General features: G+C 69.8%; 26 protein-coding genes and 1 riboswitch. Of the genes, 6 read left to right on the forward strand and 20 right to left on the reverse strand.

The window, feature by feature from the left end:
- Positions 1 to 83: 83 nt before the first annotated feature.
- Both MJ797_RS12260 and MJ797_RS12265 read left to right on the forward strand, forming a co-directional pair.
- Positions 84 to 686 (forward strand): MaoC family dehydratase, encoded by a 603-nt coding sequence (locus tag MJ797_RS12260; protein WP_239334464.1) that lies wholly within the window; start codon positions 84 to 86, stop codon positions 684 to 686.
- Positions 683 to 1,492 (forward strand): CoA ester lyase, encoded by an 810-nt coding sequence (locus tag MJ797_RS12265; RefSeq protein WP_239334465.1) that lies wholly within the window; start codon positions 683 to 685, stop codon positions 1,490 to 1,492. Before MJ797_RS12260 ends, MJ797_RS12265 begins: the two co-directional genes overlap by 4 nt.
- 90 nt (positions 1,493 to 1,582) lie before the next feature.
- Here MJ797_RS12265 and MJ797_RS12270 read toward each other — a convergent pair whose 3' ends face one another.
- Positions 1,583 to 2,953, reverse strand: a complete 1,371-nt coding sequence (locus tag MJ797_RS12270) for a cytochrome P450 (protein WP_239334466.1) — start codon at positions 2,951 to 2,953, stop codon at positions 1,583 to 1,585.
- A 253-nt stretch (positions 2,954 to 3,206) separates the two neighbouring features.
- Positions 3,207 to 4,316, reverse strand: coding sequence for a PEP/pyruvate-binding domain-containing protein (locus tag MJ797_RS12275; RefSeq protein ID WP_239334467.1), 1,110 nt, complete (start codon positions 4,314 to 4,316; stop codon positions 3,207 to 3,209).
- Between the two features lie 112 nt (positions 4,317 to 4,428).
- Here MJ797_RS12275 and MJ797_RS12280 point away from each other — a divergent pair, with 112 nt between their 5' ends.
- Positions 4,429 to 5,151: an SDR family NAD(P)-dependent oxidoreductase gene (locus MJ797_RS12280; RefSeq protein WP_239334468.1), complete on the forward strand. Its 723-nt coding sequence runs from the start codon at positions 4,429 to 4,431 to the stop codon at positions 5,149 to 5,151.
- Positions 5,152 to 5,154: 3 nt separating this feature from the next.
- On the forward strand, positions 5,155 to 5,928 hold the full coding sequence (locus tag MJ797_RS12285; protein ID WP_239334469.1) for a maleylpyruvate isomerase family mycothiol-dependent enzyme: 774 nt from the start codon (positions 5,155 to 5,157) through the stop codon (positions 5,926 to 5,928).
- A gap of 62 nt (positions 5,929 to 5,990) precedes the next feature.
- Here MJ797_RS12285 and MJ797_RS12290 read toward each other — a convergent pair whose 3' ends face one another.
- The 16 genes from MJ797_RS12290 to MJ797_RS12365 are packed head-to-tail and all read right to left on the reverse strand — an operon-like array spanning position 5,991 to position 22,467.
- A complete protein-coding gene (locus MJ797_RS12290; protein WP_239334470.1) occupies positions 5,991 to 6,644 on the reverse strand; it encodes a hypothetical protein in 654 nt (217 codons plus the stop codon).
- Positions 6,641 to 7,171 carry a 3-isopropylmalate dehydratase gene (locus MJ797_RS12295; protein WP_239334471.1) on the reverse strand — a complete coding sequence of 177 codons (531 nt, stop codon included), beginning with the start codon at positions 7,169 to 7,171 and terminating at the stop codon, positions 6,641 to 6,643. Before MJ797_RS12295 ends, MJ797_RS12290 begins: the two co-directional genes overlap by 4 nt.
- Positions 7,168 to 8,442 (reverse strand): 3-isopropylmalate dehydratase large subunit, encoded by a 1,275-nt coding sequence (locus MJ797_RS12300; RefSeq protein WP_239334472.1) that lies wholly within the window; start codon positions 8,440 to 8,442, stop codon positions 7,168 to 7,170. The genes MJ797_RS12295 and MJ797_RS12300 overlap by 4 nt, the downstream gene beginning before the upstream one ends.
- 1 nt (position 8,443) lies before the next feature.
- The gene (locus MJ797_RS12305; RefSeq protein WP_239334473.1) at positions 8,444 to 8,725 is read right to left on the reverse strand and encodes an acyl carrier protein; all 282 of its coding nucleotides are present in this window, start codon (positions 8,723 to 8,725) and stop codon (positions 8,444 to 8,446) included.
- A complete protein-coding gene (locus tag MJ797_RS12310) occupies positions 8,715 to 10,217 on the reverse strand; it encodes a PEP-utilizing enzyme (protein ID WP_239334474.1) in 1,503 nt (500 codons plus the stop codon). The genes MJ797_RS12305 and MJ797_RS12310 overlap by 11 nt, the downstream gene beginning before the upstream one ends.
- Entirely contained in the window at positions 10,214 to 11,218 is a 1,005-nt protein-coding gene (locus tag MJ797_RS12315; RefSeq protein ID WP_239334475.1) for an SDR family oxidoreductase, read from the reverse strand. Before MJ797_RS12315 ends, MJ797_RS12310 begins: the two co-directional genes overlap by 4 nt.
- Entirely contained in the window at positions 11,215 to 12,384 is a 1,170-nt protein-coding gene (locus MJ797_RS12320; protein ID WP_239334476.1) for an SDR family oxidoreductase, read from the reverse strand. Before MJ797_RS12320 ends, MJ797_RS12315 begins: the two co-directional genes overlap by 4 nt.
- Complete coding sequence (locus tag MJ797_RS12325; RefSeq protein WP_239334477.1) at positions 12,381 to 13,616, reverse strand: acyl-CoA dehydrogenase family protein; 1,236 nt, start codon at positions 13,614 to 13,616, stop codon at positions 12,381 to 12,383. Before MJ797_RS12325 ends, MJ797_RS12320 begins: the two co-directional genes overlap by 4 nt.
- Complete coding sequence (locus MJ797_RS12330) at positions 13,613 to 14,734, reverse strand: UbiA family prenyltransferase (RefSeq protein ID WP_239334478.1); 1,122 nt, start codon at positions 14,732 to 14,734, stop codon at positions 13,613 to 13,615. Before MJ797_RS12330 ends, MJ797_RS12325 begins: the two co-directional genes overlap by 4 nt.
- The gene (locus MJ797_RS12335) at positions 14,731 to 16,500 is read right to left on the reverse strand and encodes an AMP-binding protein (RefSeq protein WP_239334479.1); all 1,770 of its coding nucleotides are present in this window, start codon (positions 16,498 to 16,500) and stop codon (positions 14,731 to 14,733) included. Before MJ797_RS12335 ends, MJ797_RS12330 begins: the two co-directional genes overlap by 4 nt.
- The gene (locus MJ797_RS12340) at positions 16,497 to 17,189 is read right to left on the reverse strand and encodes a TenA family transcriptional regulator (protein ID WP_239334480.1); all 693 of its coding nucleotides are present in this window, start codon (positions 17,187 to 17,189) and stop codon (positions 16,497 to 16,499) included. The genes MJ797_RS12335 and MJ797_RS12340 overlap by 4 nt, the downstream gene beginning before the upstream one ends.
- Positions 17,190 to 17,197: 8 nt before the next feature.
- Positions 17,198 to 18,427 (reverse strand): cytochrome P450, encoded by a 1,230-nt coding sequence (locus MJ797_RS12345; protein ID WP_239334481.1) that lies wholly within the window; start codon positions 18,425 to 18,427, stop codon positions 17,198 to 17,200.
- Positions 18,427 to 19,101 (reverse strand): carboxymuconolactone decarboxylase family protein, encoded by a 675-nt coding sequence (locus MJ797_RS12350; RefSeq protein WP_239334482.1) that lies wholly within the window; start codon positions 19,099 to 19,101, stop codon positions 18,427 to 18,429. Before MJ797_RS12350 ends, MJ797_RS12345 begins: the two co-directional genes overlap by 1 nt.
- Positions 19,098 to 20,399: a cytochrome P450 gene (locus MJ797_RS12355; protein ID WP_239334483.1), complete on the reverse strand. Its 1,302-nt coding sequence runs from the start codon at positions 20,397 to 20,399 to the stop codon at positions 19,098 to 19,100. The genes MJ797_RS12350 and MJ797_RS12355 overlap by 4 nt, the downstream gene beginning before the upstream one ends.
- 44 nt (positions 20,400 to 20,443) lie before the next feature.
- Positions 20,444 to 21,493 carry an ABC transporter permease gene (locus MJ797_RS12360; RefSeq protein WP_239334484.1) on the reverse strand — a complete coding sequence of 350 codons (1,050 nt, stop codon included), beginning with the start codon at positions 21,491 to 21,493 and terminating at the stop codon, positions 20,444 to 20,446.
- A 5-nt stretch (positions 21,494 to 21,498) separates the two neighbouring features.
- Entirely contained in the window at positions 21,499 to 22,467 is a 969-nt protein-coding gene (locus tag MJ797_RS12365; RefSeq protein WP_239334485.1) for an ABC transporter ATP-binding protein, read from the reverse strand.
- A 656-nt stretch (positions 22,468 to 23,123) separates the two neighbouring features.
- On the opposite strand from MJ797_RS12365, the gene MJ797_RS12370 reads away from it, so the two are divergent.
- The gene (locus MJ797_RS12370) at positions 23,124 to 23,456 is read left to right on the forward strand and encodes a YnfA family protein (protein ID WP_239334486.1); all 333 of its coding nucleotides are present in this window, start codon (positions 23,124 to 23,126) and stop codon (positions 23,454 to 23,456) included.
- 121 nt (positions 23,457 to 23,577) lie between these two features.
- On the opposite strand, the gene bluB is transcribed toward MJ797_RS12370, so the two are convergent.
- On the reverse strand, positions 23,578 to 24,255 hold the full coding sequence (gene bluB / locus MJ797_RS12375; protein WP_239334487.1) for a 5,6-dimethylbenzimidazole synthase: 678 nt from the start codon (positions 24,253 to 24,255) through the stop codon (positions 23,578 to 23,580).
- Positions 24,256 to 24,288: 33 nt separating this feature from the next.
- Positions 24,289 to 24,478: riboswitch (cobalamin riboswitch) on the reverse strand.
- 3 nt (positions 24,479 to 24,481) lie between these two features.
- Positions 24,482 to 24,691: a hypothetical protein gene (locus MJ797_RS12380; protein ID WP_239334488.1), complete on the reverse strand. Its 210-nt coding sequence runs from the start codon at positions 24,689 to 24,691 to the stop codon at positions 24,482 to 24,484.
- 42 nt (positions 24,692 to 24,733) lie between these two features.
- On the opposite strand from MJ797_RS12380, the gene MJ797_RS12385 reads away from it, so the two are divergent.
- Positions 24,734 to 25,126 carry an SCO5389 family protein gene (locus tag MJ797_RS12385; protein WP_239334489.1) on the forward strand — a complete coding sequence of 131 codons (393 nt, stop codon included), beginning with the start codon at positions 24,734 to 24,736 and terminating at the stop codon, positions 25,124 to 25,126.
- Positions 25,127 to 25,185: the final 59 nt, after the last annotated feature.

A 25,185-nucleotide genomic window follows, 5' to 3' on the forward strand; every position in this document is an offset into this window, starting at 1 on the left:
CGCACGGCGTCGGTAGACCCGTCAAGCGTGCCCATCAACCAATGCCCGGCCGCTGAGCACGGCCAACCGACGGAGATGAGTCGATGCGTGACGAAAGCGACCAACGCCGTCGCGTGGAACAGCGCGGCCTGTGGTTCGACGAGCTGGAGGTCGGCGTGGTGTACGCGCACCGGCCTGGGCGGACGGTGAGTGAAGCCGACAACACGCTGTTCACGACGTTGACGATGAACGCGCAGGCGCTGCACCTCGACGAGGCATGGAGTGCCACCCAGCCCTTCGGCCGCCGCCTGGTCAACAGCCTGTTCACGCTGTCGACCCTCGTTGGTCTGTCGGTCAACCAGCTCACTCAGGGCACAACCGTCGCCAATCTCGGTTTCGCCGAGGTCCGCTTCCCGGCGCCGGTGTTCCATGGCGACACGCTCTACGCTGAAACAGTGGTCCTGGACAAGCGCCTGTCACGCAGCCGGCCGGGACAGGGCGTGGTCACCCTTGAGCACACCGCGCGCAACCAGCATGGCGAGGTGGTCGCGGTCGCCGTGCGCGGCGCGCTGATGCTGCGCTCAGACACAGCGGGCTCAAACGCAGCGAACTCAGACACAGCGGGCCCGGACGCGGGCGGCGGATCCACCGCCGCCGATCCGCCAACGGGCCCGGCCCCGGAGCTGGACCCGGACGTGGCCCGATGACCGCGCGCCTGCCCGGACCGGCGCTGCTGTTCTGTCCCGCCGACCGTCCCGACCGGTATGCGCGGGCCGCCGCGGCGGCCGACGGCGTCATCCTCGACCTGGAGGACGCCGTGGCACCTGAGGACAGACCGCGGGCGCGCCAGGCGCTGCGCGAGACCCCGCTCGACCCGGCGCGGACGATCGTGCGGGTCAACCCGGCCGGCACCGACGACCACGCTGAGGACATCGCGGCGCTGGCGGGCACCCCCTACCAGACCGTGATGCTGGCCAAGACCGAGACCGCCGAGCAGGTGGCCGCTCTCGCCCCGCGGCAGGTCGTCGCGCTGTGCGAAACTCCACGCGGCGTGCTCGCCGCACCCGCCATCGCCGCCGTCAGCAACACCGCCGGCATCATGTGGGGAGCCGAAGACCTGGTGGCCGCGCTCGGCGGACGTTCCAGCCGGGACGCCGACGGCCGCTACCACGACGTCGCCCGCCATGCCCGCGCCAGTGTCCTGCTCGCTGCCGGCGCCCACCTGCGCGTCGCCGTCGACGCGGTCTACCTCAACATCACCGATCTCGAGGGGCTCGCCCGTGAGGCGCGGAACGGGGCGGCGAGCGGGTTCACCGTGAAGGCCTGCATCCATCCCAGCCAAGTCGCCGCCATACGACAGGCTTTCCTGCCCTCACCGGAGGAGATCGACTGGGCCAGCCGGGTACTCGACGCCGCGGCCCGCTCCCCCGGTGTGTTCAGGTTCGAAGGCCGTATGGTCGACGCCCCGGTCCTGCGCCACGCCGAACGCATCCTCGCCAGCCGGGCGCGCTGATCGGAAAATGAACCGGAGCGTGGGCATGCCAGCTCAGCCCGGCGGGCCTTTCCAGCTCCTCGGCTCGGGAGAAGCCCGCGGGTTTCGGCATCAGCGTGGCGTGACCAGACTCGGCACGCTGGACGTCAGGCGCAGCGTGATGTGGTTGGTGTAGGTGGGGTCGTCGACGGGTGCGGTGAACGTGAAGTTCTGGACCAGCCCGGCCAGCGCGATCGTCGATTCGAGCATCGAAAAATGCTGGCCTATACAGGCGCGTGGCCCGCCCCCGAAGGGGAACCACGCATAGCGGTGGCGCGCCTTCTCCCGTTCCGGCGTGAACCGTTCCGGCTCGAAGCGCTCCGGCCTGTCCCAGAACAGCGGATGCCGATGGGTGACCCAGGGGACGACAAGCAGATCGCTCCCAGCCGGGATGCGGTAGCCGCACACGTCCTCATCCGTAACCGAACAGCGACTGATGATCGGTGCCGACGGGTACAACCGCATGGTTTCCTTGAGCACCATCGTGGTGTAGGGCAGCGCTGGAACGTCCTCCACGGTGGGGATGCCGGCGATCGCGTCGGCCTCGTCACGGACGCGCTCCTGGACCGCGGGATGCTGGCCGAGCAGGTGCAGGGCATAGGTCAGCGCGGTCGAGGTCGTCTCGTGCCCGGCAAGCAGGAAGATGAGCACCTGGTCGCGCACTTCAGCGTCAGTCAGGGCGTCACCGCTGTCACGGGCGTCGAGCAGCAGCCCGAGCAGGTCGCCGTACCTGGCACCGCTGGCCCGCCGCTGCGCGATTATCTGGTCGCAGACGGAATAGAGCCCGCTCCGCACCTGCGCGAGTTGGCGGTTGACCGGTGTGGGCCAGCGCAGCGGCATGCGGATCGGCGCCAGCCCTCGACGTAGTACCGCCTCCGCCAGCCTCCCGAACTCGCGACGGATCACAGGCAGCGCCTGATCAATATCGTCGCCGAACAGGACGCGACACACCACCCGCAACGTCAGCCCGGTCATCTCGCCATCCAGATCGATGGTGCCCGCGCCGCGCCGGCGCCATCCGTTCACCAGGCTCTCGACCTGTCCGCCCATGGCGGCGGCGTACTCGGCCACCCGCCGGGTGGTGAACAGCGGTTGAAGGAACCGCCGCTGACGTTGCCAGTCGGCATCCTGGCTGGTCAGGATGCCGTTGCCGAACGCGCCGCGGACCTCCCGGTAAAAAATGTTGTCCTTGCGATAGTTGGCCGAGGAGCTGGCGAGCACGCGTTGCACGGCGTCGGGATGAAATACCAGGTATATCTCGCGTAGCCCGGGTGGCCCGACACGGAAGCAAACACCGTCCCCGTACCTCTCGAAAGCTCGCAGAAAGGCCCCGAGCATGTCGCCGCGCAGCTCGGCCGCTGATCCCAGCAAGAAGGAGCCCGCCGCAACGGGCGGCGTGCGCGCGGGCGGACTACTTGGTGCCGAGGTGGATAAGCTGCTCATGCCCGTGCCCTTCGTCGACGGGACCACCCAGTACAGATCATTCAGATTCGCTCATTCAGATCAGCCCCGGCGGTATCTTATACCAACACCACCCCGCAGGATACTTACCAGCGTTTCGTCTCGCGTTCACGGTTGATCTAGTTGTCATTTTTGATCTTGTTGTTTGTTATTGCCCATTGTCAATCGCTCGCGAGATGCCGTCAACAGCGTTGACTATCTTGTGGATAGCGAAGCGCGGCCCGGCTGTTCCCACTCAGTTTTTCACGGTAACGATGCCCGCGTTGCCGTCAACGACGAGCAGGCGACCGTCAGCGATCGTCAGCACGTCCGCACCGACACCGGTCACCGCGGGCAGACCGATCTCCCGCGCGACGATCGCCGCGTGGCACAGCAGGCCTCCCGACGCTGTGACAAGACCCGCCGCCGTCGCCATCAGCGGCAGCCAGGCGGGATCGGTGGTGGGAGCGATCAGGATGCCGCCCGGCTGCCAGTTCCCGTCATGTGGGTCGAGCAGAACGGCTCCGGTGCCCCGCGCCACACCGCCAGCGGCGGCGAACCCCTGGAGCAGTTCGGCCCCGTTCGCGGCGCCCTCGGCGGCGGCACGGGTATCACGACGGCCTGAGCCGGACGGCCCCAGGGGGCGCGTCACCGGTCGTGCCTGCAACCACAGCAAGGTGTCGGTCAGCACGGCGAACTCCAGGTCCAGTGGCATGCCAGCCTCCCGTTGCAGGCTCAGACACGCCGCCCCGACAGCGCCCGTCGAGCTGGCGAGCGCTCCCGCCGGGGCCGCCGGCCCGGCCTCGCGGTCCCACTCCTCGACGACCGGGACGACCGCGCCCGAGACCAGGCGCTCGCCGGGCCCCGCGCACCACTCCAGCCGGCCCGCGGCGGCCGAACGCCCGATCCACACCCCCGCAGCGGTGGGCTCCTGGTACTCCTGCAGCACGACAGCCATCCGCGGCGGCACGCCGAGCCCGGTGCGGTCCAGGTAGGCCGTTGGGCCGCGGTCAGTGGCACTGGCGACGACCCGGCGGACCGCCTCGGGAACATCCGCGGGCGACAGATCGAGTTCAGTGCGGAACTGACCAGCGAACGAAAACCGCGCGCCGTCCTCCACGGAGGCGGAACTACGCACCGCCCACCGAGCGACCTCGGCCGGCAGCTGGACGCCCTCGGCCGCGACGCTGGCCGCCGCATCGACACTCAGCAGCCAGGTGGCCGGTATCCGGGCGCCGAGGCGGACCAGGCCAGCCAGCCCGACTGCCTTTCCACCCCACCTCGACACAAGATTTCCGGGGGCCCCGAGCTGATGCCCGGCGGACAGCTCCCGAACAAGGAACGACAAGGGAGTGGGCAGTATCATGGAACGCTCCGAAAAATGCTCGAACAAGGCGCTGGGCACTGGGGCGTGCGAGGATTCCGGCGTATCCGTTGACAACACTGACTATTTCCGCTGAAAGAGCTGAGGAGGGCGCATGGGCCGCGTCGTCGTCGTCAGCGGCGGCGGCACCGGAATCGGTGCCGCCGCCGCTGAGCTTTTTGCCGGTGACGGTGCCGAGGTATACCTGCTGGGCCGCCGCGAGAACGTCCTCGCCGCCACCGCCGAGAAACTCGGGCCCCGGGCTCACGCGGTCACCTGCGACCTGCGTTCCCCGCGCAGCGTCGAGGCCGCGGTCCGCAGGCTGCCCGGCACGGTGGACGTGTTGGTGAACAACGCCGGTGCCCGCGGCGTGGCGGCCGGCGGAGACGACCTGACCGCCGTCGCCGAGCGGTGGACGTCCGACTTCCGCAACAACGTCCTGGTCGCCGTCCTGCTGACAGCCGCGCTGACCAGGCGTCTGCGGTCGCCCGGCGGCAGGGTCGTCACCGTGAGCAGCCTTGCCGCGGTACGTGGGAACGGCTCCTACGGGGCGGCGAAGTCCGCGTTGCACGGCTGGAACCTCACGCTCGCGAGCGAACTCGGCCCGCGCGGGGTGACAGCGAACGTGGTCGTGCCGGGATTCGTCGCGGGCACCGAGTTCTTCGGTCAGGACACCACCGACGACGAACGGACGCGGCGTGCCGCGCAGACCCTGGTGAACCGTGTCGGTGAACCGGGCGACGCGGCCGCGGCGATCCATTACCTGGCCTCGCCCGACGCGGGCTACGTGACCGGGCAGTTCCTGCACGTCAACGGCGGCGCGCTGCCGGGCCGGTGAGCGGTGACGCCCGATCCCACCGGCCCGAGCGCCTCGTTCGCCGATGTGCTCGAGGGGCTGCGCCACCGCCACGCGGTCCTGCGGCGCGTCGTCCGTTCGCTCTCCGCCGGCGATTGGGACACGCCCACGCCCGCCGCCGGCTGGGCGGTCCGCGACCAGCTCGCCCACCTCGCCGACACCGAGGAGGTCGCGTTCGACACGCTCACCGACGGGCCGCGCGCCTTCGCGACCGAACTGCCGGCCTTCCCCAGCGCTGACGCCTTCACCGCGGCGGGATGCCAGCGCGGCGCGGGCATGAGCACGGCGGAGCTCGTCAGCTGGTGGGAGCGCGGCGCCACCCGGACGCGGGAACGGCTGGCCGAGCTTGCCGCGACGGAGCGTGTGGCCTGGGGCTTCGGTATGGACGCGCGGACGTTCGGACTCGCCCGGGCCATGGAGCACTGGGCACATACCCTCGACATCGCCGATGCGGTCGGGGCTGACGCCGAGCTGCTGGGAGAAGCGCCGCTCGTCGCCGAGCTCGGCTACCGCACGGCCCCCTGGGCGTTGCTGCGGGCGCATGCCACCCATCCGCGACGATCGCTGCGGGTGGAGCTGCACAGTAACGGCGGCACGGACAGCTGGGGCCCGCCCGACGCCACCGACGTCGTGTCCGCCCACCTCCTGCAGTGGTGCTGCCTGGTCACGCGGCGAACACCCCGGCCCGGGCTGCCCGCGCCGAGAGCATGGGGGCCGATGGCGCACGACGTCGTGCGCCACGCGCGGTGCTACCTGTGAGCAGGCCGCCGGTGAGCGGCTGACGCCGTGCGGCGGGCACGCGGTCACCCCGGTCACCCCGGTCACTCGTCCGCCGCGCAGCGTTCGGCCCCGCCCGACAGCAGCAGGTCACGATGCAGCTCCATCCACACCTCGTGGAAGGAACCGCACAGGACACCGGTCACCGCGCGGGCCTCACCGGCGCGGGCGCGGGCGAGCGCGCCGTCGAGCCGCGCCGGGTAGCGCGCGAACCGCTCCTCGACGACGGCCAGCGGGGCGAGCAGCTGCGCGCACCGCACCGCCAGCGGCGCGAGTTCCTCGATGATCCGGCTGTCGTAGCCGGCGTCGTCGTGCGGGTTGGGCACGCCATCGCGCAGCTGCCACCGCGTGCAGCACTCCTTGACGTCACGGTTGACCAGCCGGAACGCGTCGAGGACGACCGGCAGCAACCCACGCAGCGAAGCGGTGGCCGCCGGCAGCCAGCGGGCATGACGTTCCCGGCCGGCTGGGGTGAGGCCGTAGCGGCCGCTGGGCGGTCGGCACATCGCGAGCCCACGATCCACGCAGGCGTCCAGCTCGGCGGCTGGCCTGCCCGTCGCTTGGACGTACTGCGGGGGCGTCGCCGTGCCCATGACGGCAAGCGCGTGCAGCGCCCGGTCGACACCGGCCGCGCCGTCGATCCCGGCCGCGACGATTTCCGGCCCGGCGGTGCCGCCGGAGCTCCGTGCGTCCCTCACGCGTGCTCCCCTCGTCCGTCCGCTGTGCCCAAAGACGCCATCCGGGCGCGCAGCCGCGGCATGAGGCCGCCGTCACGCAGCAGATCCAGCAGGAACGGGTCCAGCACCGTGCCGGTGGTCACGCTCCCGTCCGCGCCCGACACGGTTCCCGCCGCGAGGTCCACCAGCAGGGGGCCCTCATCGGGGATCAGGTCGACCCGGTCGATCTCCAGGACCGGCAGCCCGATGTTGAGCGCGTTGCGGAAGAAGATCCGGGCGAACGAACGGGCCAGGATGACGCTGATGCCGAGATCCTTGAGCGCCCTCGCGGCGTACTCCCGGCTGGAGCCGCACCCGAAGTTACTGCCCGCGACGATCGCGTCGCCCGGCCGGAGCCCGTCGACGATCTCGGGCAGCAGCATCGCGAGGCCCCTGAGCGCGACCTCGGCCTTCACGCCGGTCAGGGTCATGAAACTGCCGGGGAACAGGACGTCGGTATCGATGTTGTCACCGAGCCGCCAGCGGCGGCCGGACACCGTGATGTTCACCGGACCACCTCGTCGGCGGCTAACAGGCCCCGCGGATCGGTGATCATTCCAGTCGTCGCGCTGGCCGCGACCGTTGCCGGCGACGCCAGGTAGATACTCGCCCCCGCGCTGCCCATCCGGCCGACGAAGTTCCGGCTGCTCGCGGTGATCGCTGTCTCACCGTCGGCCAGGACTCCCGCCTGCAGGCCCGCGCACGGGCCGCACCCGGGCGGCTCGACGATCGCACCGGCCGCCGCGAAGATCTCCAGCAGGCCCTCTGCGAGCATCGCGCGGTAGATGACCTTCGAGGCCGGGGTGATGATGAGCCGTACCGAGCCGGCGACGCGCCGATGGCGCAGTATCCGGGCGGCGGACCGGTAGTCGGCGAGCCGGCCACCCGTGCACGAGCCTATGTAGGCCTGCTGGATAACGACTCCGGCCACATCCGCGACCGGCCGGACGTTCGCGGGGCTGTGCGGGGCCGCGCACAGCGGCTCCAGCGCGGACAGCTCGACTGTGATCCGGCGGCTGTAGTCAGTGCCGTCGTGCAGGGTCAGGTCGAGGCCGGGCTCGGGCTCGCGCCCGACATAGCGCCATGTCGTCTCGTCGACCTCGACAAGGCCGACCTTGGCGCCGAGCTCCACCGCCATGTTCGCGAGCACGAGGCGCTCGTCCATCGGCATGGCCCGCACGCCGGGACCGCCGAACTCCAGCGAGGCGTAGGTCGCGCCGTCCGTGCCGAGGTCCCGCAGCAGGTGCAGGACGACGTCCTTCGCCGACACCCCTGTCGGTGGGCTCCCCGTCAGCCGCACCGAGATGGCGTGCGGCACCTTCAGCCACAGCTTCCCGGTCGCGAGGACCCCCGCCATCTCGGTACCGCCGATGCCGGTCGCGAAGCTGCCGAGCGCACCCGCCGTGCAGGTATGGGAATCGGTCCCGACGACGACATCGCCGGGACCTGTCAGCCCGCTCTCGGCGAGGGTCTGATGGCTCGGGCCGTCGTAGAAACCAGTGTGGGTGATGCCGTGCCGCTGGACGGCGGCGATGATGGCGCGGTTGTTCTCCGCCTGCGCGACCGTTGCCGCGGGCACGAAATGGTCAATCGTCACGTACACCCGGTCGGGATCCCAGAGCGGCACCCCCAGCGTCTCGAAGGTGCGGAATGTGGGCGGTCCGAGTACCTCGTGGGTCAGCGCCAGGTCGATCTCGAATTCGTCGATCTGGCCGGCCCGCAGGGAACGGCCCGCCTTCCGGGACAGGATGCGCTCGGCAAGCGACGGGAAGCCCGGCATGTCAGGCCGTTCTCTCGGCCGTGGGCTCGGCGCCGGAGCGGATCACGGCGACCAGCTCAAGGATGTCCCCGATGGTCGACAGACCCGCGATCCTGGGGTCGGCCACGATGCTGATGCCGAGCAGCTCCTCGACGCGGACGAGCATCTCTATCGCGCTGATCGAGTCGATACGCAGGTCCTCCACGATTCGATCGGACGCGCGCAGGTCCCGGCGCACCCCCTTGATACGGCTGTATTCCGCCGCTAACGCCTCGATGATGTCGGGCGCGGAATTATCGCTCATGAACCTGTACCTCTCCTGATGTTCCGTCCACGGTCATGAATGTGCCGGTGGGAATAGCCGCCGCGCCCTGGTGGCCGACGACGCAGGGAATCCCGTACTCCCGGGAGAGAATGGCGATGTGGGACAGTTCGCTGCCCCGTTCGGTCACCACTGCCGAGACAAAGGGCAGCAGCGGCGCGACATCCGCGTCGGCCGAGACACATGCGAGCACCACGGGCTCGGCGGGGATAGCGGAGATATCGGAGATGTCTGGATGGATCACCAGGCCGGTCGCCCGCCCGGGTGAGACGCCCTTGGCCGGCCGTACGCCGCGGCCGAGCCATGGGCGCGGGCTCGCCTGGTCCCGCAGGTCGAGGTGCTCGGGCATCTCGGTGGCCAGCGCCTTCTCGCACGCCTCGCGCCGGTCGTCCCAGCGCCGTTCGAGCACGTCCAGCCGGCCCGTCCCACAGATCTCCGCCACGGTGAGGTACGGCCAGGCGTGGTCGGGCACCCCGCGCACCACCGCCCACCGGGGGAGGGCCCGCCGGAAGACGTGCAGGGTGCGCATCACCAGCGACTTGCTGTGTTCCCGGGCGGCCATGGTCTCGCCGACGGTGGACGAGAGCGCCGTGACGATCCGGCGGTTGTGCGCGCCGAGCATCTCCACCGCGGCGACACCGGGATCGAGCACGTCCACCCGGTCGCCGGCCGTCCCGGTCACGACCTGCTGGCGCACGGCGTAGCCGGCCCAGGGCGCGTGGCCGTCCGCGACCTCGTAGAACGACGACGCGAGGAACTCACCCGAGCCAGCTGGCCCGGCGAGGGCGGCCGCGTGCAGACGCCGCCAGACCAGCTCGCGCGGGCGCGACAGCCACAGCTCGACCTCGTCACCGTGGCGGACCAGCCGCCGCAGCGCCCGGCGCAGCGCGACCCGCGCCGGAACGAGCCCGGCGGTGCTCAGGATGTGGACCGACCAGGCGTCGACCAGCACCGCGCGGGCTCGTTCGAGCACGAGGGCGAGCAGGCCGGCCGTGTCCGCCCCGCCGCCCGCGGTCCGCCGGGCATCGCGCTCGAGCTCGGCGACGCGGGCTTCCAGCAGCCGCAGCCGGGGGCCGGTGCCGGCGAGCTCGCACAGCACCCGGCCGGGCGCCCGGGCCCGCGCCCACCAGGGAACGGTCACGCCCGCGATGCCCGGTGGCGGTTCGATGTCCTCGAAGTAGGCCGCGGTGACATCGGACGCTTCGACGCCGGGGATGCTGTCGGCGAGCGCGCAGTACGACGACAGGTTGTGGTAGGGCCGACAGCCGAAGTACCCGACGAACACGTAGCAGCTTCCCTCCGCCCAGGCGCACCGTCCCCACACCTGGCGGCTGAAGACCCGGGTTGCCCGCTCCATCGGTTCGCCCACGAGGGACCATGACATCGGGGAGAGCCGCTGTGGCGCGACCTCGCCGAAGTTGCCCGCCGAGTAGAACCGGAAGAACGGGTGGACATCGGTGTCGACGCCGCTCACCGCGTCGCCCCTGCCATGACGCGGCCCCGGTCGCGCAGGTGCCGCCCGGTCGTCGTGACGTAGTCGCCGCCGCTGACGGGCCGGTCGCCGGGCAGGTCGGACAGGACGTCTGGAGCCAGCTCGAACCACGGCCGGCTGTAGTCGAGCAGTTCAGGGATCACTCCGAGGCGGCGGCTGGCCAGGCGGAGCACGGGCCGCAGCGCGGGCACGTCCACCAGGCGGGGAATCCGCCCCCAGGCCGCGCACAGGTCGGTGTAGACCTGCGCGAGCGTCGGGAGATCCGGGTCGTACCAGCTCCAGGTCTGACCGGTCGAGGGGGCGTCGAGCGCATTCATGATCACTTGTGCGGCTGATCCGACCTCGCTGACGTAACAGGGGTAGTGGCCGCGCCGATCCAGGTGCACCGGGCCGCCGGTCAGCAGGTACGGCAGCGCCGCCAGCAGGCCGTGGGAGGTGTCGAGGGCAGCCCCCGCCGGAGGTGGCCCCAGCACCGGCCCGAGCCGCACGATGTTGACCGGGAGATCGCCCGCGTCGCGGACCCGCCGCTCAGCGCAGTACTTCCCGTACTCGTACCAGTTCCGGAACCGCTGACCGACGAACAGCTCGCGGTTACCGACCAGCCCCTCGGCGCGGCCGAGCACCAGCAGGGAGGAGACGTGGACGACCCGGGTGAGCGCTCGCAGCCGTCGCAGGCTCGCCAGCACGGTGCGCATACCCGTGTCGTGGACGGCAAGTGCCTCGCTCGGCGCGCAGTCCCAGCGCACCGAGCCGAAGGCGAGCACCACATGGGTGACCTCCTCGCGCACCTCGTCCAGGGCCGCGCCGGACAGCCCGAAGCCCGGCCGGGTGGCGTCACCCACCAGCCCGGTCCCGGCCGCACCTGGGCCGGCCGGGCGGTACCCGGACCTTGACAACGACAGCGTCTGGGCACCGGCCCGGTCAGCGGCCACCGCCACAGCGCGGCCGAGATAGCCGCTGCCACCGACTACCAGGAGCTTCACTCGAACCTCGCCATCGCGGGATCGCCGGGCAGCTCAGCTGCCACGGGGCTGGCCGGCAGGCCGAACAGGATCCGGGCGAGCAGGGCCGGTTCGACCTGGGGGACATCTGTGGCGGGCAGCAGGGAACGCAGCCGCGTCGTTTCGTAGACCCGGTCGAGCGCCACATACCGCAGCCCGGTGAGCGAGTTCGTCCACGCCTCGTCGGGCCGATAGAAGCGGCCGGGATTCTGCGACAGCCAGAGAATCCTCTCGGCCGATGTCGGTACCAGCCGCAGCATGTGCCGGAACCGGTGCGGCCCCTGCGACCTGGCGAGCTCCAGCAACGCCCGCAGAGTCGGCGCGCTCTGTCCGCCCGCGACGTGCACGACGGCCGGGCCGTCGTCGTACGCGTCGGTACCGCCGGCCGCGATGCGCCGGGCCGCGGCGAGCAGCGCGCGGGCCGCGACGTCGCGGGGAAGGGCGTCCACCCGCGCGTCGCGCATGGCGGGAAGCATCCGCAGCGGCAGCTCCTCCCAGCGTGCGGCGAGCAGGTAGAGCGAGTTGCGGCGTCGGGTGGTACCGGTGACGGAGTCGCCGACAAGCGCGGCGAACCGCGCGATCAGTACTGGTGGGTCGCCTGGCCGCCACTGCTCCACGAGCGCCTGCTCGCCGAGCCACTTGCTCTCCTCGTAGACGGTCCGGTGCCGGCACGGCCCCAGCGGTGTTTCGGGCACGACACCGAGCCGGCCGCCCGCGACGTAGACGGTGGACGCGTAGATGTAGGCCACCCGCCGGCCGTGCGCCTCCTGGAGCCGGCGGGCGAGGTTGAGCCCCTCGACGGCGCCGACCGTGTTCGCGGTGAAAAGCGCCTGCTGGGCAGCTGCCCAGTTCGTCTCGGCGGCAAGATTCACCACCACGCCGACGTCGGACAGATCGGCGAGAGCGTCGGCACCGAGGCCCCAGCCGGGCTGGCGGACGTCACCCGGTACCACCCGCCCGCCGCCGTCGGGACCACCGCCGTCGGGACCACCGCCGGCCGGGCCACGACCGGCCGGGTGCGCGCGGGCAACGACGCGCGTGAGCCGGACCAAGCCAGCCGCATCGGCCGCATCAGCCGCATCGGCGAGGACGCCGGCCAGGCCGTGGCCGAGCTGGCCGGACATGCCCGCCACCAGCAGCCGGATCACCGGAGGCTCACCGCCGCGCGATAGGTCTCGCCGTCACCGCCGAGGCCGCCCGCGACGAGCTCCCACATCATCTCGTCCGTGCCGCCGCCGATGCGGGCAAGGCGCGAGTCCCGCCACATCCGGCTGAGCGGCGTCTCGTCCTCGAGATAGCCGGCACCGCCGAAGACGTGCATGCACTCGCTCGTGCACTCCTCCGCGAACCGGGCCGCGGTGACCTTGAGCGCGGCGGCCTCGCGGACACCGGGACCGCCCGGCGCGAACAGCCCCGCGGCCATCGCGAGCACCGCGTACCGCAGGACCGTGAGCCGGGATGCCAGCTCCGCGATCCGGATGCGCAGCGCCTGGCACTCGAACAGCGGGCGGCCGAACTGCCGGCGGTTGTGCAGATGGGAGACGGCAAGGTCGATCGCGTACTCGCAGCAGCCGACGACCTGCCCGGCCACGGACAGCCGCTCATGGGTCAGCCCGTAGGTCACCGCCAGCAGCCCCAGCCCAGGCCGGGCGACGACGGCGTCCTCACCGACCGTGCAGGCGACATCCATCCACGTGGTGTCGAGCGACTGCGTGCCGGTCTTCACCAGCCGCTTGCGTACGGTCAGCGCGGCCGCCGGCACGGCGACGACACCCAGTCCCCCGGCCCCGTCACCGTCCATGCGGCAGAGCAGCAGGGCGAAGTCGGCCACCCGGCCGAGAGAGAGGAACTTCTTCTCCCCGCGCACCTGCCAGCCGTCCGGGATCCTCGTCGCGGTGGTGGTGACGCTCATGAGGTCCGAGCCGCCGCCGGCCTCGCTCGCGCCCAGACAGCCGACGAGCCTGCCGTCCCGGACCCCGTCGAGATACCCGCGCAGCAGCTCGGTGCGCCCGTAGCGGTGCAGGATGCTCGCGACGGTCTCCACCTGAAGACTGATGCCGACGCTGAGCCCGGCGAAACCGAGCCGGCCGCTCTCGATGGCGAGCAGCGCGCCCCAGCCCGTGTCGCCGTCGCGCCCGACCGGCCAGCGCCGCGCGATGACACCCGCCGCCGCCAGGCCCGCGAGGACCTGCCGGGGAAAGCGCCCCGCTCGTTCGGCCTCGTGCGCCCATGGACGCACGACGTCGGTCAGGACCGCTCGGATCCCGTCCGCCGCGTCGGTCAGGTGTTCGCCGAACAGGCCCTGGCCGAACAGTGGCTGCCCGGCCCGCGTCGGGGCGGCCGCGCGTTGCTCGATGACGCCGGCGGTGTCCGAGTTCATGATCTCACGGCCTTCGAGGAGTCAGACGGTGCCGCCGGGAGCGGCGCCACCGGAAGCGGCGCCGACGAGAGCGGCGCCGGCGGGCCATGGCCGGCGGGGCTGTCGGTGGCCCCGCCGGCCATGGCAAGATCCCGGCGGATGCCGCCGCGGATGACCCGTAACGCGTAGACGAAGCCGCCGAAATAGAGCGTCGCCTGCATCACGACGCCCGCGGACAGCGCGACCGGTACCGAGAACACGGCGGCGAGCGCGGTGTGACGGACGTATTCGCCGAATTTGAACAGGCGCATGTCCGCCATCCGCCGCAGCCGCCCCCGGCCGGGTTCGCCGAACGCGGCCAGCGTGCGGCGGTAGCAGAACGACATCATCAGCGCCGCTGGCGCCGCGACGGCAAGGCCCCACCATCCGCCCGGGACGACCGCGGCGAGTATCACTATCGGGACGAACGCCAGGGTGGCCACCCGGGCGGCGAGCTGGAAGGCCCGCGTGGCGCCGATGCGGACCGGCACGGTCATGTTCCCCACGACGGGATCAAGGTCGACGTCGCGCAGCGCGGCGAGGATATTGTTGGAGACGCAGGCGATCAGCAGGTAGGCGAGCACCCCGGCCAGCCACCACGGGTGCTGGCCGCCGGCGAGGTACCAGCCCACCACCGCCGGGATCGTCTGCGGCACGCTCACGACGAAGCTCGCGACGACGCCCTCGTCCTTCACCTTCGAGTACGCCATGGAGAAGACGACCGCGGCAATCGTGAGCGCGAGCGCCAGCCCCGCACGAGCGGCACCGCCGCACGCGATGAACAGCGCACCGAGCGCGACGGCGAAGTAGCCGGCGGCCGCGGCCCATGCCTCGCGCACGGTGAGCAGCCCCGACGGGAGCGGCAGGTAGGGCGCGGTGATCTGGTCGCCGTCCGCGTCGAGGATGTCGTTGACGATGAACAGCGCGCCGCCGGCCGCGGCGACGTAGCCGGCAAGCCAGACCAGCGGCCACGGGTCCGGGGACGGGTCCGCGACGGCCCAGCCCATGAAGACCGGCCAGATGTTCATGTTGGACAGATGGATCCGGGTCATCCACCAGGCGGCCTCGGTCTTGAGGGCCGCCAGGCGCAGGGCGCTCATCGGTCCGCGCCCGCGGGCACAGGCATGGGTACGGGTGCGGGTGCGGGTGCGGGTGCCAGCTCCTCGCCTGGCCCGATCCGCACCAGCTCAGACCCGAGCGCGCCGTCGCGGTAGAGCCGCCAGGCTTCCCGCCGCCGCGGCTTCCCGCTGCTGGTGAACAGGCGCCCGACAGCCTTGGTGGTGACGACCTCGACCGCCACCTCATCGCCGGCAAGCAGCACCACCACGTCGCGTACGAGCGGTGCGAACGTCTCCGCCGGGGACGCGGTGACAACCACGACGACGGGCGCCGTGGCCAGCAGGCCGCCGACGGCCAGGAGCAGCACACCCGGTGCGCGTCGCCGGATCTCCAGTTCGACGTCCTCCATGAAGATGGTGCGGCCACGCAGTTTGAAACTGTCACCGAGGCGTCCCAGGACGTAGAGCTGGCCGTCGTGCAGGAAGCCGGCGTCTCCGGTACGGAACCATCCGTCGGCGCCGAACCGTTCGGCGTCCTGCGGCGATGCGACGCTGTAACCGTCGGCGATGGACGGGCCGCGCACCGACAGCTCGCCGAGACAGCCCTCGGGCAGGGGCTTGCCATCAGCGCCGACAGCCCGTATCTCCAGCCCCGGCAGCGGCGGCCCACAGCTGACCAGACGCAACACGGCGGCGTCGGCGGCGCCCTCCTCCCCCTCGCCCTCGCCCTCGAGCGCGGAGCCGAGCACGGTGACCGGGGCGTCCATGCGGGCGGCGTCCTGGTCGATACGCACGATCGTCGGAGCGACGCCGAGCGGCACCCCGCAGATCGCGAGCGTCGCCTCCGCCATCCCGTATGCCGGCTGGAAGGCCCGCCGGTCGAACCCGGCCGGGGCGAGCCGGTCCGCGAACGCCGCGAGCGTGGCCGGGTCGACCCGCTCGGCCCCGCTCACCACGGAGTGCACGCTGGACAGGTCCAGCCCCTCGACGCGCGCGGCCGGGACCATCCGGACGATGTACTCGAAGCCGAAGTTGGGCATGAACATGTGGCTGTACCGATGCTCGTCGTACTGCTGGAGCCACCGCAGCGGGTTCCGGAGGAACTGGGTGGGCGGCATGTACGCGTGCTCGGCCTGCCTGGTGACCGCGGCCAGCGAACCGCCGACGAGACCCATGTCATGGTAGAGCGGCAGCCAGCACACCCCGCCGTGGGAGCGGACGTCCACCCACGTGTGGATCGCACGGATGTTCGCCGCGAGATTCGCCCGGGTGATACGCACCCCGCGCGGGACGCCGCGGGAACCGGACGAGAACTGCAGGACCGCGAGATGCCCTGGCCGCCGGGGGGGATGCGGCCCGGTCCCGGCCATCCGCGGCGTCACGACGCGGACCGCGAGGCCCGTCTCGCGCAGCGCGTCGGCGAGTCCCCCCGCACCGGCTGGCCCGGCGAGCGCGAACCGCGGCCGGACCTGCGCGGCGATCCCCCGCAGCTGCTCAAGCCACCCGGCCCGCTGGTTGACGGCCTCGGGCAACGGGACGTTGGACGGGGTCGCCCCGATCCACAGGAGGGCGAAGAAGCAGGCGAGAAACTCCGGGCCGGTGGGCAGGATCAGGGGAACGATGTCGCCCGGCTCCACCCCCTCCTCCAGCAACGCGACGGCCGTGCCCAGCACGGCGGCGGCGAACTGGCCGTAGTCGATACGGGTCCAGGTGCCGTCGATGAGAAACCGCAGCCCCCGGTCGGCACGCGGCTCGGTGATCCAGCCGAACAGCAGCTCCTCGGGCGTGCCGGTCGCCAGCGCGTTCACGGGCACACCACGGAGTAGTAGAAGTCCTGGAGTTTCAGCCACTCGGCGCACCCGCGCCGGACGAACTGAGGCGCCTCGGCGTCGAACTCGGGCACCTCGTGCGCGTATTTCTCGATCAGCAGCCGCGCGCCCAGCGCGTGGCCGCCGTCCAGCTGGCTGTGCACCGTGAACCACTCGGCGTCCACATCGTTGATGTGCCACGACGAGGTGAGGAACACCCGCATCTTCTCGACCGCGGCCGGGGTCTGCCGCTCGTTCACGTAGAAAGCGAGCAGCCCCCAGACGAAATGCTTCTCCCGGCAGGTCCGCAGCAGGTAGTCCAGAAAATCTGTCACCGGCGTCGCCGGCTCCTTCTCGAACATTTCCGGACCGGCACCGAGTACTTCCGCGAAGCGCCGCATAAGATTGTAGTGTGCGTCGCTCCCGTCGGCGAGATCGGTCTCTTCGGCGATGAGCTGCAGCATCTCGTAGCGACGGACGTCCGCATAGCGCGTATTGGCATGGATGGCGCTGAATCCGCAGTTCTGGCCGTATGTCTGATGGTATTTCTGTACCGCCCAGTCGCGCATCCGGTCACGCGGCACCTTGCCAGCGGTCAGCGCGGAGATGAAGGAGTGCCGCGAGTAGCTCTCCCGGTCGATGATCTCGTCGAGCAGATCGAGTGTGGTTTGGGTGGCTCGGGTGGACACATGGTCTCCTATGACAGGGTGACCGGTAGCTCGGCGTAGCCGCGCATCGCGAAAAGCGGGCTCCTGACCACCTGGGCGCCCAGTGACATTCTCGGAAAACGCTCGACCACTGCTCGGAAAACCGTCTCGCACTCCAGGCGCGCCAGCGCGGAACCAACGCAGAAATGGATGCCGGCGCCGAAGGACAGCGGTTGGTTACGCGGCCGGAAAATGTCGAAACGGCCAGGCTCGGCGAAACGCTCCGGGTCCCGGTTGGCGGCGCCGATCACGCCCATCAGCAGATCCCCCTCGGCGATCCGTGTACCGCCCAGGACCAGCGATCCCATCGCCCGCCGGCCGATGTACTGCACCGGCGAGTCCCAGCGGAGCGCCTCGGTGGTGACGTTGCCGGCGAGGCCGGGGTCGGCGCGCAGGGCAGCCCATTGATCAGGGAACCGCAACAGCGCGTACATACCGTTGCCGATGAGGTTGCTCGTCGTCTCATGGCCCGCGCCGAACAGGAACAGGCTGTTGTTCACCAGCTCCATCGGACTGATCGTTGCCGCTGTCTCCGCGACGGTGATGAATGCCGACAGCAGATCTCCGCCCCGCTCGGTCCGCCTGCGTTCGACGAGCCGGCCGAAATAGTCGAGGAAGAATGCGCTCGCGTCCTCGGCGGCGACCTGCTGCTCGTCAGTGATGATCGGGTCCAATAGTCTGATCAACGCCGATGAGTTCTTCTTGCACTCCTCATGGTCAGCCGCTGGAATGCCCAGGAGCTCACAGATGACCGCGACGGGCAGGTGGCCGGCCAGGCCGTCCATCAGGTCACCGCCGCCGGCCGCGGCGAAACCGTCGAGCAGTTCGTCCACCTTCGTCGCTATATAACCACGCAGGCCTTCCAGCCGGCGTTGGGTGAATTCTTTCGCAAACAGCAGCCGCAGCCTGGTGTGCTCGGGCGGATCCATCCCGAAAATCCAGCCACGGCTTGCGCGGTCAATTGCGGAATCGGGCTCGAAGTGCCCGAAGAAGCGGGTAGCCTCGCCCCGGCCCACCCGTGGTTCACGCAAGATCCTGTCAAGATCGGCATAACGGGTGATCAGCCACTGCCCAAGCACCGCGTGAAAATACGGGGACTGAGTCTCCCGTAACCGGTCATAGTGGCTGTACGGGTTCTCCAGGAATCCCTCGGTGAACGGATTGAACAGCGCGAGGGAGGCCTCCTTGGGGTCATCCTGGTTCATGGGGAGAGTTGTCATCAGGCCTCCTGTGAGGTCAGGTCGGCCGGCCGTAGCGCCCACACTTCGGCCGGCACGCGCAGCGCGTTCGCGGTCTGTGCGACAAGGCGGTAGAAACCCGCGATCGTCAGCAGCTCAAGGATCTCGTCGGTCGTCCACAGCGCGGTGAGCCGGCCCCAGAGGCTCGGGGGGACGCTGGCGTGGTCGTGCAGCTCGTCGGCAAGTTCGATGACGGCACGGGTCGCTTCGTCCGTGTCGGTGAGGTCCGGCGCGGCCACGAGGGTACCGGCGATCCGGACTGGTGACAGACCGGTCCGGCCCTGCGCCACCGCCGCGTGAATGCCCCACTCCGACCAACAGCCCGCCCGCGCGCAGACGCGCAGGACGAGCGTCTCCCGCACCGCGGGGTCATGCTCGATCAGCCGCAGCATCTCGTCCATTGCGGGTGCGAGCGCACCCGCGACCGTGGGATGGGCCGCATACGCGCGAACGAGCGCGAGCGGCGGGCGCGGACCGTCCGGCGGCTGCCCGATACGGGTGAGCAGGGCCTCGGCCTCAGCCGTGTAGGGCGGGCCGATGAGCGGGATCCGTGGTGTATCCGCCGGTAGCGATCCATCGGGCCGGGCCGCCGCGGGAGCCGGCGGCGCGCCGTCGATGCCGGGCACGGGGCCCGGCCGCCCGCTCCGGGTACTCACGAAGCGGCTCTCCCGGCCGCGCCGCGCCGGACCGGCAGGCTGTTCAGACCGCGAAGGAACATGTTGACACCCCAGTCCGGCTCGGTTGTGGCCAGTTCGAGATTTGGCAGCCGCCGGGCCAGTTCACGGAAGGCGACATCGCCCTCCAGGCGCGCCAGCGACGCGCCGAGACAGAAGTGGATCCCCGATCCGAACGCCAGGTGCGAACGGCCGTCGGTCCGGTCCGGGTCGAAGGCTGCCGGCTCGGCGACCACCGCCGGGTCCGCGTTCGCCGCCTGCGGCAGCACCACGACAAGCTGCCCGCCACGCACGTCGGTGCCGTGCAGGTGGATGTCCTCGCGCGCGAACCGCGATGTGGTCCGCAACGGGCCCTCGTAACGCAGCACCTCCTCAACGATCCCGGGGGCGACGGCGGGGCACGCGACGAGCCGCTCGTAGCGCTCACGCCGCCGTAGCAGCGTGAACAGGCCGTTACCAAGCAGGTTCATCGTTGTCTCGTGGCCCGCCCACACCAGCAGGGTCAGGTTGGCGGTCAGCTCTTCCCGGGTGATCGCATGCTCCTCCTCGCATGCGCGGATCAAGCTGGTGAGCAGGTCGTCGCCGGACCGGTCGCTGCGCGCGACACGGTCGGCGAAGTACTCCCGGAACCTCTTCACCGCGTCCTCACTCCGGCGCAGCGACTCGCTGTCGACCGTCACGTCGAAGATCCGGGCAAGGTCCGCCGACCACGACCTGAATACCTCCCGGTCCTGCGGCGGGATGCCGAGAACCTCACAGATGACAATCGCGGGCAGCGGGAAGGCAAACCGGCGCATGAAATCAAACTCGGGTTCACCGGCGGCGACGATCTCGTCGAGAAGATCCCTGACAACACGTTCGACCCGCGGGCGCATCACCTCCACCCGGCGCGGCAGGAAGGTACGCCCAAAGGCGCCGCGGACCCTCGTGTGATCCGGCCCGTCGAGTTGCGACATCCACAGCCGGATGACGGCGAAAGCGCTGTTCTCACCACCCCGATCGGCGGCGATCTGATCCCAGTAGCCAGCTTTACCGAATCTCGGGTCGCGCAGCACGTCGTTTGCTGCCGCGTGCGACGTGACGATCCAGCAGCCGGGTGCCGGCAGCTCTGACCAGATCAGTGGCGACGCGGAGCGCAGCATGTCGTAGGCGGGTCGTGGGTTGTCCAGATAGGTGGGCAGGAAGATCTCAAATGGCGATATCAGGCGGTCTGGCCCAGCCGCGGGGAGAGCCACGCCAACCAGACTGTCGTTTTCGGTTGGCGCCTTGTCGGCACACACGTTCGGTTCACCTCTCGAAAAACTGGCCGCGCCAGAGAATGCAGTCAGGCGTGCCTAAACCGCTCCCAGCGCATACATCTGAATCCGATCCCGAAGATGACGGTTATAAAAACCGCAAGAATCCCCGTGTCAAGCAGCAGTTTTTCCATCGATGCGCTGCGGGTCATGGTGTCCTTCAACATCTGCATCGCCCAGTACTGCGGGAAGACCGGGGCGATCGTCTGTGCCCATCCCGGCAGCGCGACGGACGGAACCATTGCGCCGCCGACCGCGCCGCCGAGCAGCACCAGAAGATTATTGAACTGCGGGACCTGAAGATCATTCGATGCGATCGCCGCGACGGCCGCACCGACCGCTCCGAGGCACAGCCCGATAAGAACGTTCGCGACGATGAACATACCAGGATTGTTGATGGGAACGCCGAGAATCAGCGACCCCAGGCCGATCAGCAGCAGGCCCTGCGCCATGGCCATGAGCGCGATCGGCAGCAGCTTGCCCACCAGCAGCGAGAACCTTCCGATCGGGAGCGAGAGGAGCCGGTTCCAGGTGCCCCAGTTCCGTTCCCGGTGCAACGCCTGGGCGGCATGCGCCGCGCCGAAGAAGGCATGGAACATGACGAAGCCGGGAAGGGTCTGCGCATACGGGCTGGAATTCGACAGGTAGGACGCGCCACTGGGCGTTATGACAGCCGGCGGCTGGCTGTCGAGCGCCGCGAGGAACGGGGACAGCACGATCGGCGTGGCCGGGTCCGCGATCACCGTCCGATGGCCCGCGCCGTCGGTGACGAGCGCGACGGCGATATCGCCGTTCGCCACCTCCTGGCGGGCCTCGTCCGCACTGACCAGACGTTGTGGCGCACCCAGCCGATGGGCCAGGGCGGGGTCCACCGGCCCGGCGCTCACGTACGCGGGTGGATGGCTGCTGCCGAACGCGCCGCCCACCGCGCCGCCGAGGAAGGCGATCAGGACAACCGGAACGGCGAACATCATGATGAGCAGCAACGGATCACGCCGGTTGATGAGCAGTTCCTTGCGGAACACCGCGTCGAATGCCGTCAGCTTCCTGATGGCGCTGCTGGACCGTTCAGCGGCCATCGAGCTCAATCCCGAACCTCCCGCCCGGTGATGTTGAGAAAGACACTCTCAAGATTTGGTTCCAGGCTTTCAATGTCCACGACACGCGATGCGGTGAAGGCCGCGGCGGAAAGAATCCGCCCCACCGCGTGCGCACGGTCCGCGCTGGTGGTGACCCGCACCCGCTCGACGCCGGCCATGCGCGGCGCCGCTGTCACGGTTGTGTCGGGCTCCAGCCGCAGGACCGCGCACAACGGCGCGGCATCACCGTCAACCGTCACGAAAATAGTTCGCCGCGCGTAGGAGCGCAGGAGGTCCGGAACGTTCTCGTGGGCAAGAACCGAGCCCTTGTGCAGAACATATAAATCATCCGCGTACGACTCGATCTCCGCCAGGAGATGCGTGCTGTAGAGGACGGCCTTCCCGCTCTCCACCTGGGCGCGCACCAGGTCGAGAAGCAACGCGCGGGCCTGCGGGTCGACACCGGCGGTCGGTTCGTCCAGGAGCAGCACCGTGGGGTCCCCGATAAGCGCCGCGGCAAATCCGAGACGTCGCCGCATACCACCCGAGAAAGTGCTCGCCCGCTCATCCGCCCGGTCGTGCAGATGCACACCTGCCAAGGCCTCGTCCACAGCCGGCCCGATTCCGCGGCGCGGCAGCCCCTGCGCTCGGGCCACAAAACGCAGGTTCTCCCGGGCGGTCAGCATGGGGTATACGTTGTCCTGCTGCGGAAGATAACCCACCGACAGCCCCGGCGCTTTCGCAACGTCCCCCGACGTGCTCTCCAGAACTCCCGCCGCGATCGCCATGAGCGTGGTTTTTCCCGCGCCGTTGGGACCGAGGAGACCGGTCATACGCCCGCTGACGACCGCTACGTCGACGCCAGCCAGGGCCGATATCTCGCCGTACCTCTTTGTAACGTTATGTAATATGAGCGAAGCCGGCTGGGTAATGCTCTCGTCAGCGCGCCGGACACCGACGATGTCAGAGATCATTGCTTCGAAACCTCCACGTGATACGAGGCGGCGGCTCAACCGCGGCGTTGGTTGATTGGAGCACGAAGCACAACAGGCCGGCAACTACTCGCGTAAACATGCATGTCAGCGATGGGTCGGCCCTTCTGAACGGACGTCGAGCCGTCCTGGGGGACGGAGATTTCGCCGCAAAAAAATGATCATTTATCCTGGACGCCGCATCGTGTACACCTGCCTGGCGCCTGGTTTGAACACGAAAAATGCCCGCCGACCTGGGAGGATGGGAGTTCTCGCCGCTTCCGTCCGCCAACTCGGCAGGAACGCTTCGCAAGCACGATTATTGCCGGCGGTGCCGCATACTTGGACGTATGCATGGTTTGACAATCCCGCTGGCCCGCCCTGACGGACCTGGCTGGTAGCCAGGGCAGGCGCGATGACGGACACGACGTTGTCATACACCCCGAACGCGTTTGACGCCGCTCGGTTTGGTGCTTCTTCGGCCGTGGACGTCGCGCCGGCACCGAATTGCTCCGCTCCGCTGAGGCCAGTTAAGAGCGCCCGAGGATAGGACTGTCCGGCTCGCGGCGGAGCGGAGCCCACCACCGGCTCGGCTCAAAGATCGAGACAGCACGCCACCCGGTGGCCGGCGGAAGCCGCCGGTAAGCGACGATCCTGGCGTGACCGCGGCTCGGGCTCTCGCGCTGTTCGCCGTCGCCGGCCTCGCCGAGATCGGCGGCGGCTACCTGGTGTGGCGATGGCTCCGGGAGGGCGCGTCCATCATCACCGGTGTCGTCGGCGCCCTTGTCCTTGTCGTCTACGGTGTCATCCCGACCTTGCAGCACAGCGCGAACTTCGGCCGGATCTATGCCGCCTACGGCGGAGTGTTCGTCGTCGCGTCGCTGCTCTGGGGCTGGGGCGTCGACGGCCTGCGCCCGGACCGCTACGACTGGATCGGCGCGGCCGTCGTCCTCGCGGGCGTCACAGTGATCTATTTCGCGCCACGTCCCTGAGAGCGCCCGACCGGCCACGGCATCCACATCCAGGTACACCCGAACCTCGACGATCAGCGACCGAGCCCCAGCCCCGGCTCTGGCCGAAAGAGCCGAAGAGCCGAAGAGCCGATACGCACCGTCATCGCGGCATTGCCGGCCCGCCGTCCGCCGGCTCGCCATCCACCGGCCCGGCCGGTTGCCACCTCTCATGATGGATCGCCTGCCGCAGGACGCGGCGGTATGCCCAGTTGTGCCGTTCCAGGTCGGGGACAACCTCGTGATGTGTCACCGGCCCCAGGCACAGCCACGCGACCGGCCGGATACCGGCAGGGATACCGAGCAGCCCGCGCACGACCTGTTCACGGTAGAACGACACCCAGCCGACGCCGAGGCCTTCGGCTGTCGCGGCCAGCCACAGATTCTCGATCGCCAGGCACACCGAGTACAGCCCGGTGTCCGCGATGGCGTGGCGCCCCAGGACCGCCGGCGCGCCACGCCGCGGGTCATAGGTCACCACGACGGACAGCGTGGACTCCAACACTCCATCGATCTTGATCGGGGTGAAGCGGGCAGCCTGGTCCGCGGTCAGGGTTGCGGCGAAAATCGCCCGCTCCGCCTCAACGTGATCATGAAATGCCCGCCGGGTCCGGATGCTCTCGATCACGATGAAGTCCCATGGCTGGCTCAGGCCGACGCTGGGTGCGGCATGCGCCGCCGCAAGCACCCGCTCCAGGACGCCCGGCGGCATCGGCGCCCCGGTGAACTGGGCACGTACATCCCGACGCCGACTGATCACGTCGTAGAGATCTACCAGCATGGCAGGACTCCCACCGACCGACCACCCGACCGGCGGGTGGCACACACGCGAGACCGGTCTTCAGACTCTCGGATCAACCTCTACCGCCCGGCCTTCCCCGCGCATGGGGTCCAGCGACGGCGCCCGCACGCGTGGACGGCGGCTCCTCGACGACCGCGGCGGACCCGCACCGGCTTCCCGATCCTCCCCGATTCCCCAGGACACCTCGCGAACGATGCCGTCTCGATCATATCCGCCACCCAAAAAACTGATCATGCTCCTCAACGGAAAAAGTAATCTTCATCAACGTGGCCAGAACAATCACGATGACCTTCCAGGCCCCCTCGGCAGCCTTCTTCTCGCCCTCCGCTGTCCTCCGTCGCCGCCGCGCCGCCGCGCGCACAGATCGTCCCGGTGCGCATCGGTAACTTGTATTGACAACGATTGTCACATCCATGAGGCTGGCATGTGTCCTGATCGCCTCTGCCCAGGAGGTCCCGTGTCTCTGACCGTCTCCCCGGAACTGCTTGCGCAGGCTGAACACGGCAGCGTTGACGACGATGCCTTCCTCGCCTGCGTCCGCGCGTCCCTGCCGTACGCCTACGGCCTGGTCGAACGGCTCGCTGGCGAGCTGCCGACCACGGACCGTGACTTTGCCGACAACCAGGTGCCACCGGCGGATGACGCCGAGCAGGGGCAGCTGCTGCGGGCGCTGGCAAGCACCGCGATCCGCGGCGCGCTGGAACGCCACTTCGGGGTGGCCCTGGCATTCCAGAACTGCCATCGGCTGGCCGCCTTCCGCCCACCGGCGGTGACCGGCGAGCAGTACCGACGGTTCATCTCGGCGGAAAGCCAGGTCCTCAACCAGCAGCCGGGATTCGTCAACTGCTGATCGATGCCGCCCGAGGACAGGACTGTCCGGCTCACGGCTCCCCGCGTCCCGCCCGGCCA

It is taken from the genome of Protofrankia sp. CiP3 (assembly GCF_917627345.1).
Classification (GTDB): Bacteria; Actinomycetota; Actinomycetes; order Frankiales; family Frankiaceae; genus Protofrankia.

Bases quoted from the DNA above. Each gene is read 5' to 3' on its own strand.
- MJ797_RS12300 (WP_239334472.1), bottom strand. From the start codon at position 8,442: ATGCCGGGCTTCCCGTCGCTTGCCGAGCGCATCCTGTCCCGGAAGGCG.
- MJ797_RS12265 (WP_239334465.1), top strand. From the start codon at position 683: ATGACCGCGCGCCTGCCCGGACCGGCGCTGCTGTTCTGTCCCGCCGAC.
- MJ797_RS12365 (WP_239334485.1), bottom strand. From the start codon at position 22,467: ATGATCTCTGACATCGTCGGTGTCCGGCGCGCTGACGAGAGCATTACC.
- MJ797_RS12345 (WP_239334481.1), bottom strand. From the start codon at position 18,427: ATGACAACTCTCCCCATGAACCAGGATGACCCCAAGGAGGCCTCCCTC.
- MJ797_RS12380 (WP_239334488.1), bottom strand. From the start codon at position 24,691: ATGGATGTGACAATCGTTGTCAATACAAGTTACCGATGCGCACCGGGA.
- MJ797_RS12270 (WP_239334466.1), bottom strand. From the start codon at position 2,953: ATGAGCAGCTTATCCACCTCGGCACCAAGTAGTCCGCCCGCGCGCACG.
- MJ797_RS12330 (WP_239334478.1), bottom strand. From the start codon at position 14,734: ATGAGCGCCCTGCGCCTGGCGGCCCTCAAGACCGAGGCCGCCTGGTGG.
- MJ797_RS12275 (WP_239334467.1), bottom strand. From the start codon at position 4,316: ATGATACTGCCCACTCCCTTGTCGTTCCTTGTTCGGGAGCTGTCCGCC.
- MJ797_RS12260 (WP_239334464.1), top strand. From the start codon at position 84: ATGCGTGACGAAAGCGACCAACGCCGTCGCGTGGAACAGCGCGGCCTG.
- MJ797_RS12325 (WP_239334477.1), bottom strand. From the start codon at position 13,616: ATGAACTCGGACACCGCCGGCGTCATCGAGCAACGCGCGGCCGCCCCG.
- MJ797_RS12360 (WP_239334484.1), bottom strand. From the start codon at position 21,493: ATGGCCGCTGAACGGTCCAGCAGCGCCATCAGGAAGCTGACGGCATTC.
- bluB (WP_239334487.1), bottom strand. From the start codon at position 24,255: ATGCTGGTAGATCTCTACGACGTGATCAGTCGGCGTCGGGATGTACGT.
- MJ797_RS12280 (WP_239334468.1), top strand. From the start codon at position 4,429: ATGGGCCGCGTCGTCGTCGTCAGCGGCGGCGGCACCGGAATCGGTGCC.
- MJ797_RS12305 (WP_239334473.1), bottom strand. From the start codon at position 8,725: ATGAGCGATAATTCCGCGCCCGACATCATCGAGGCGTTAGCGGCGGAA.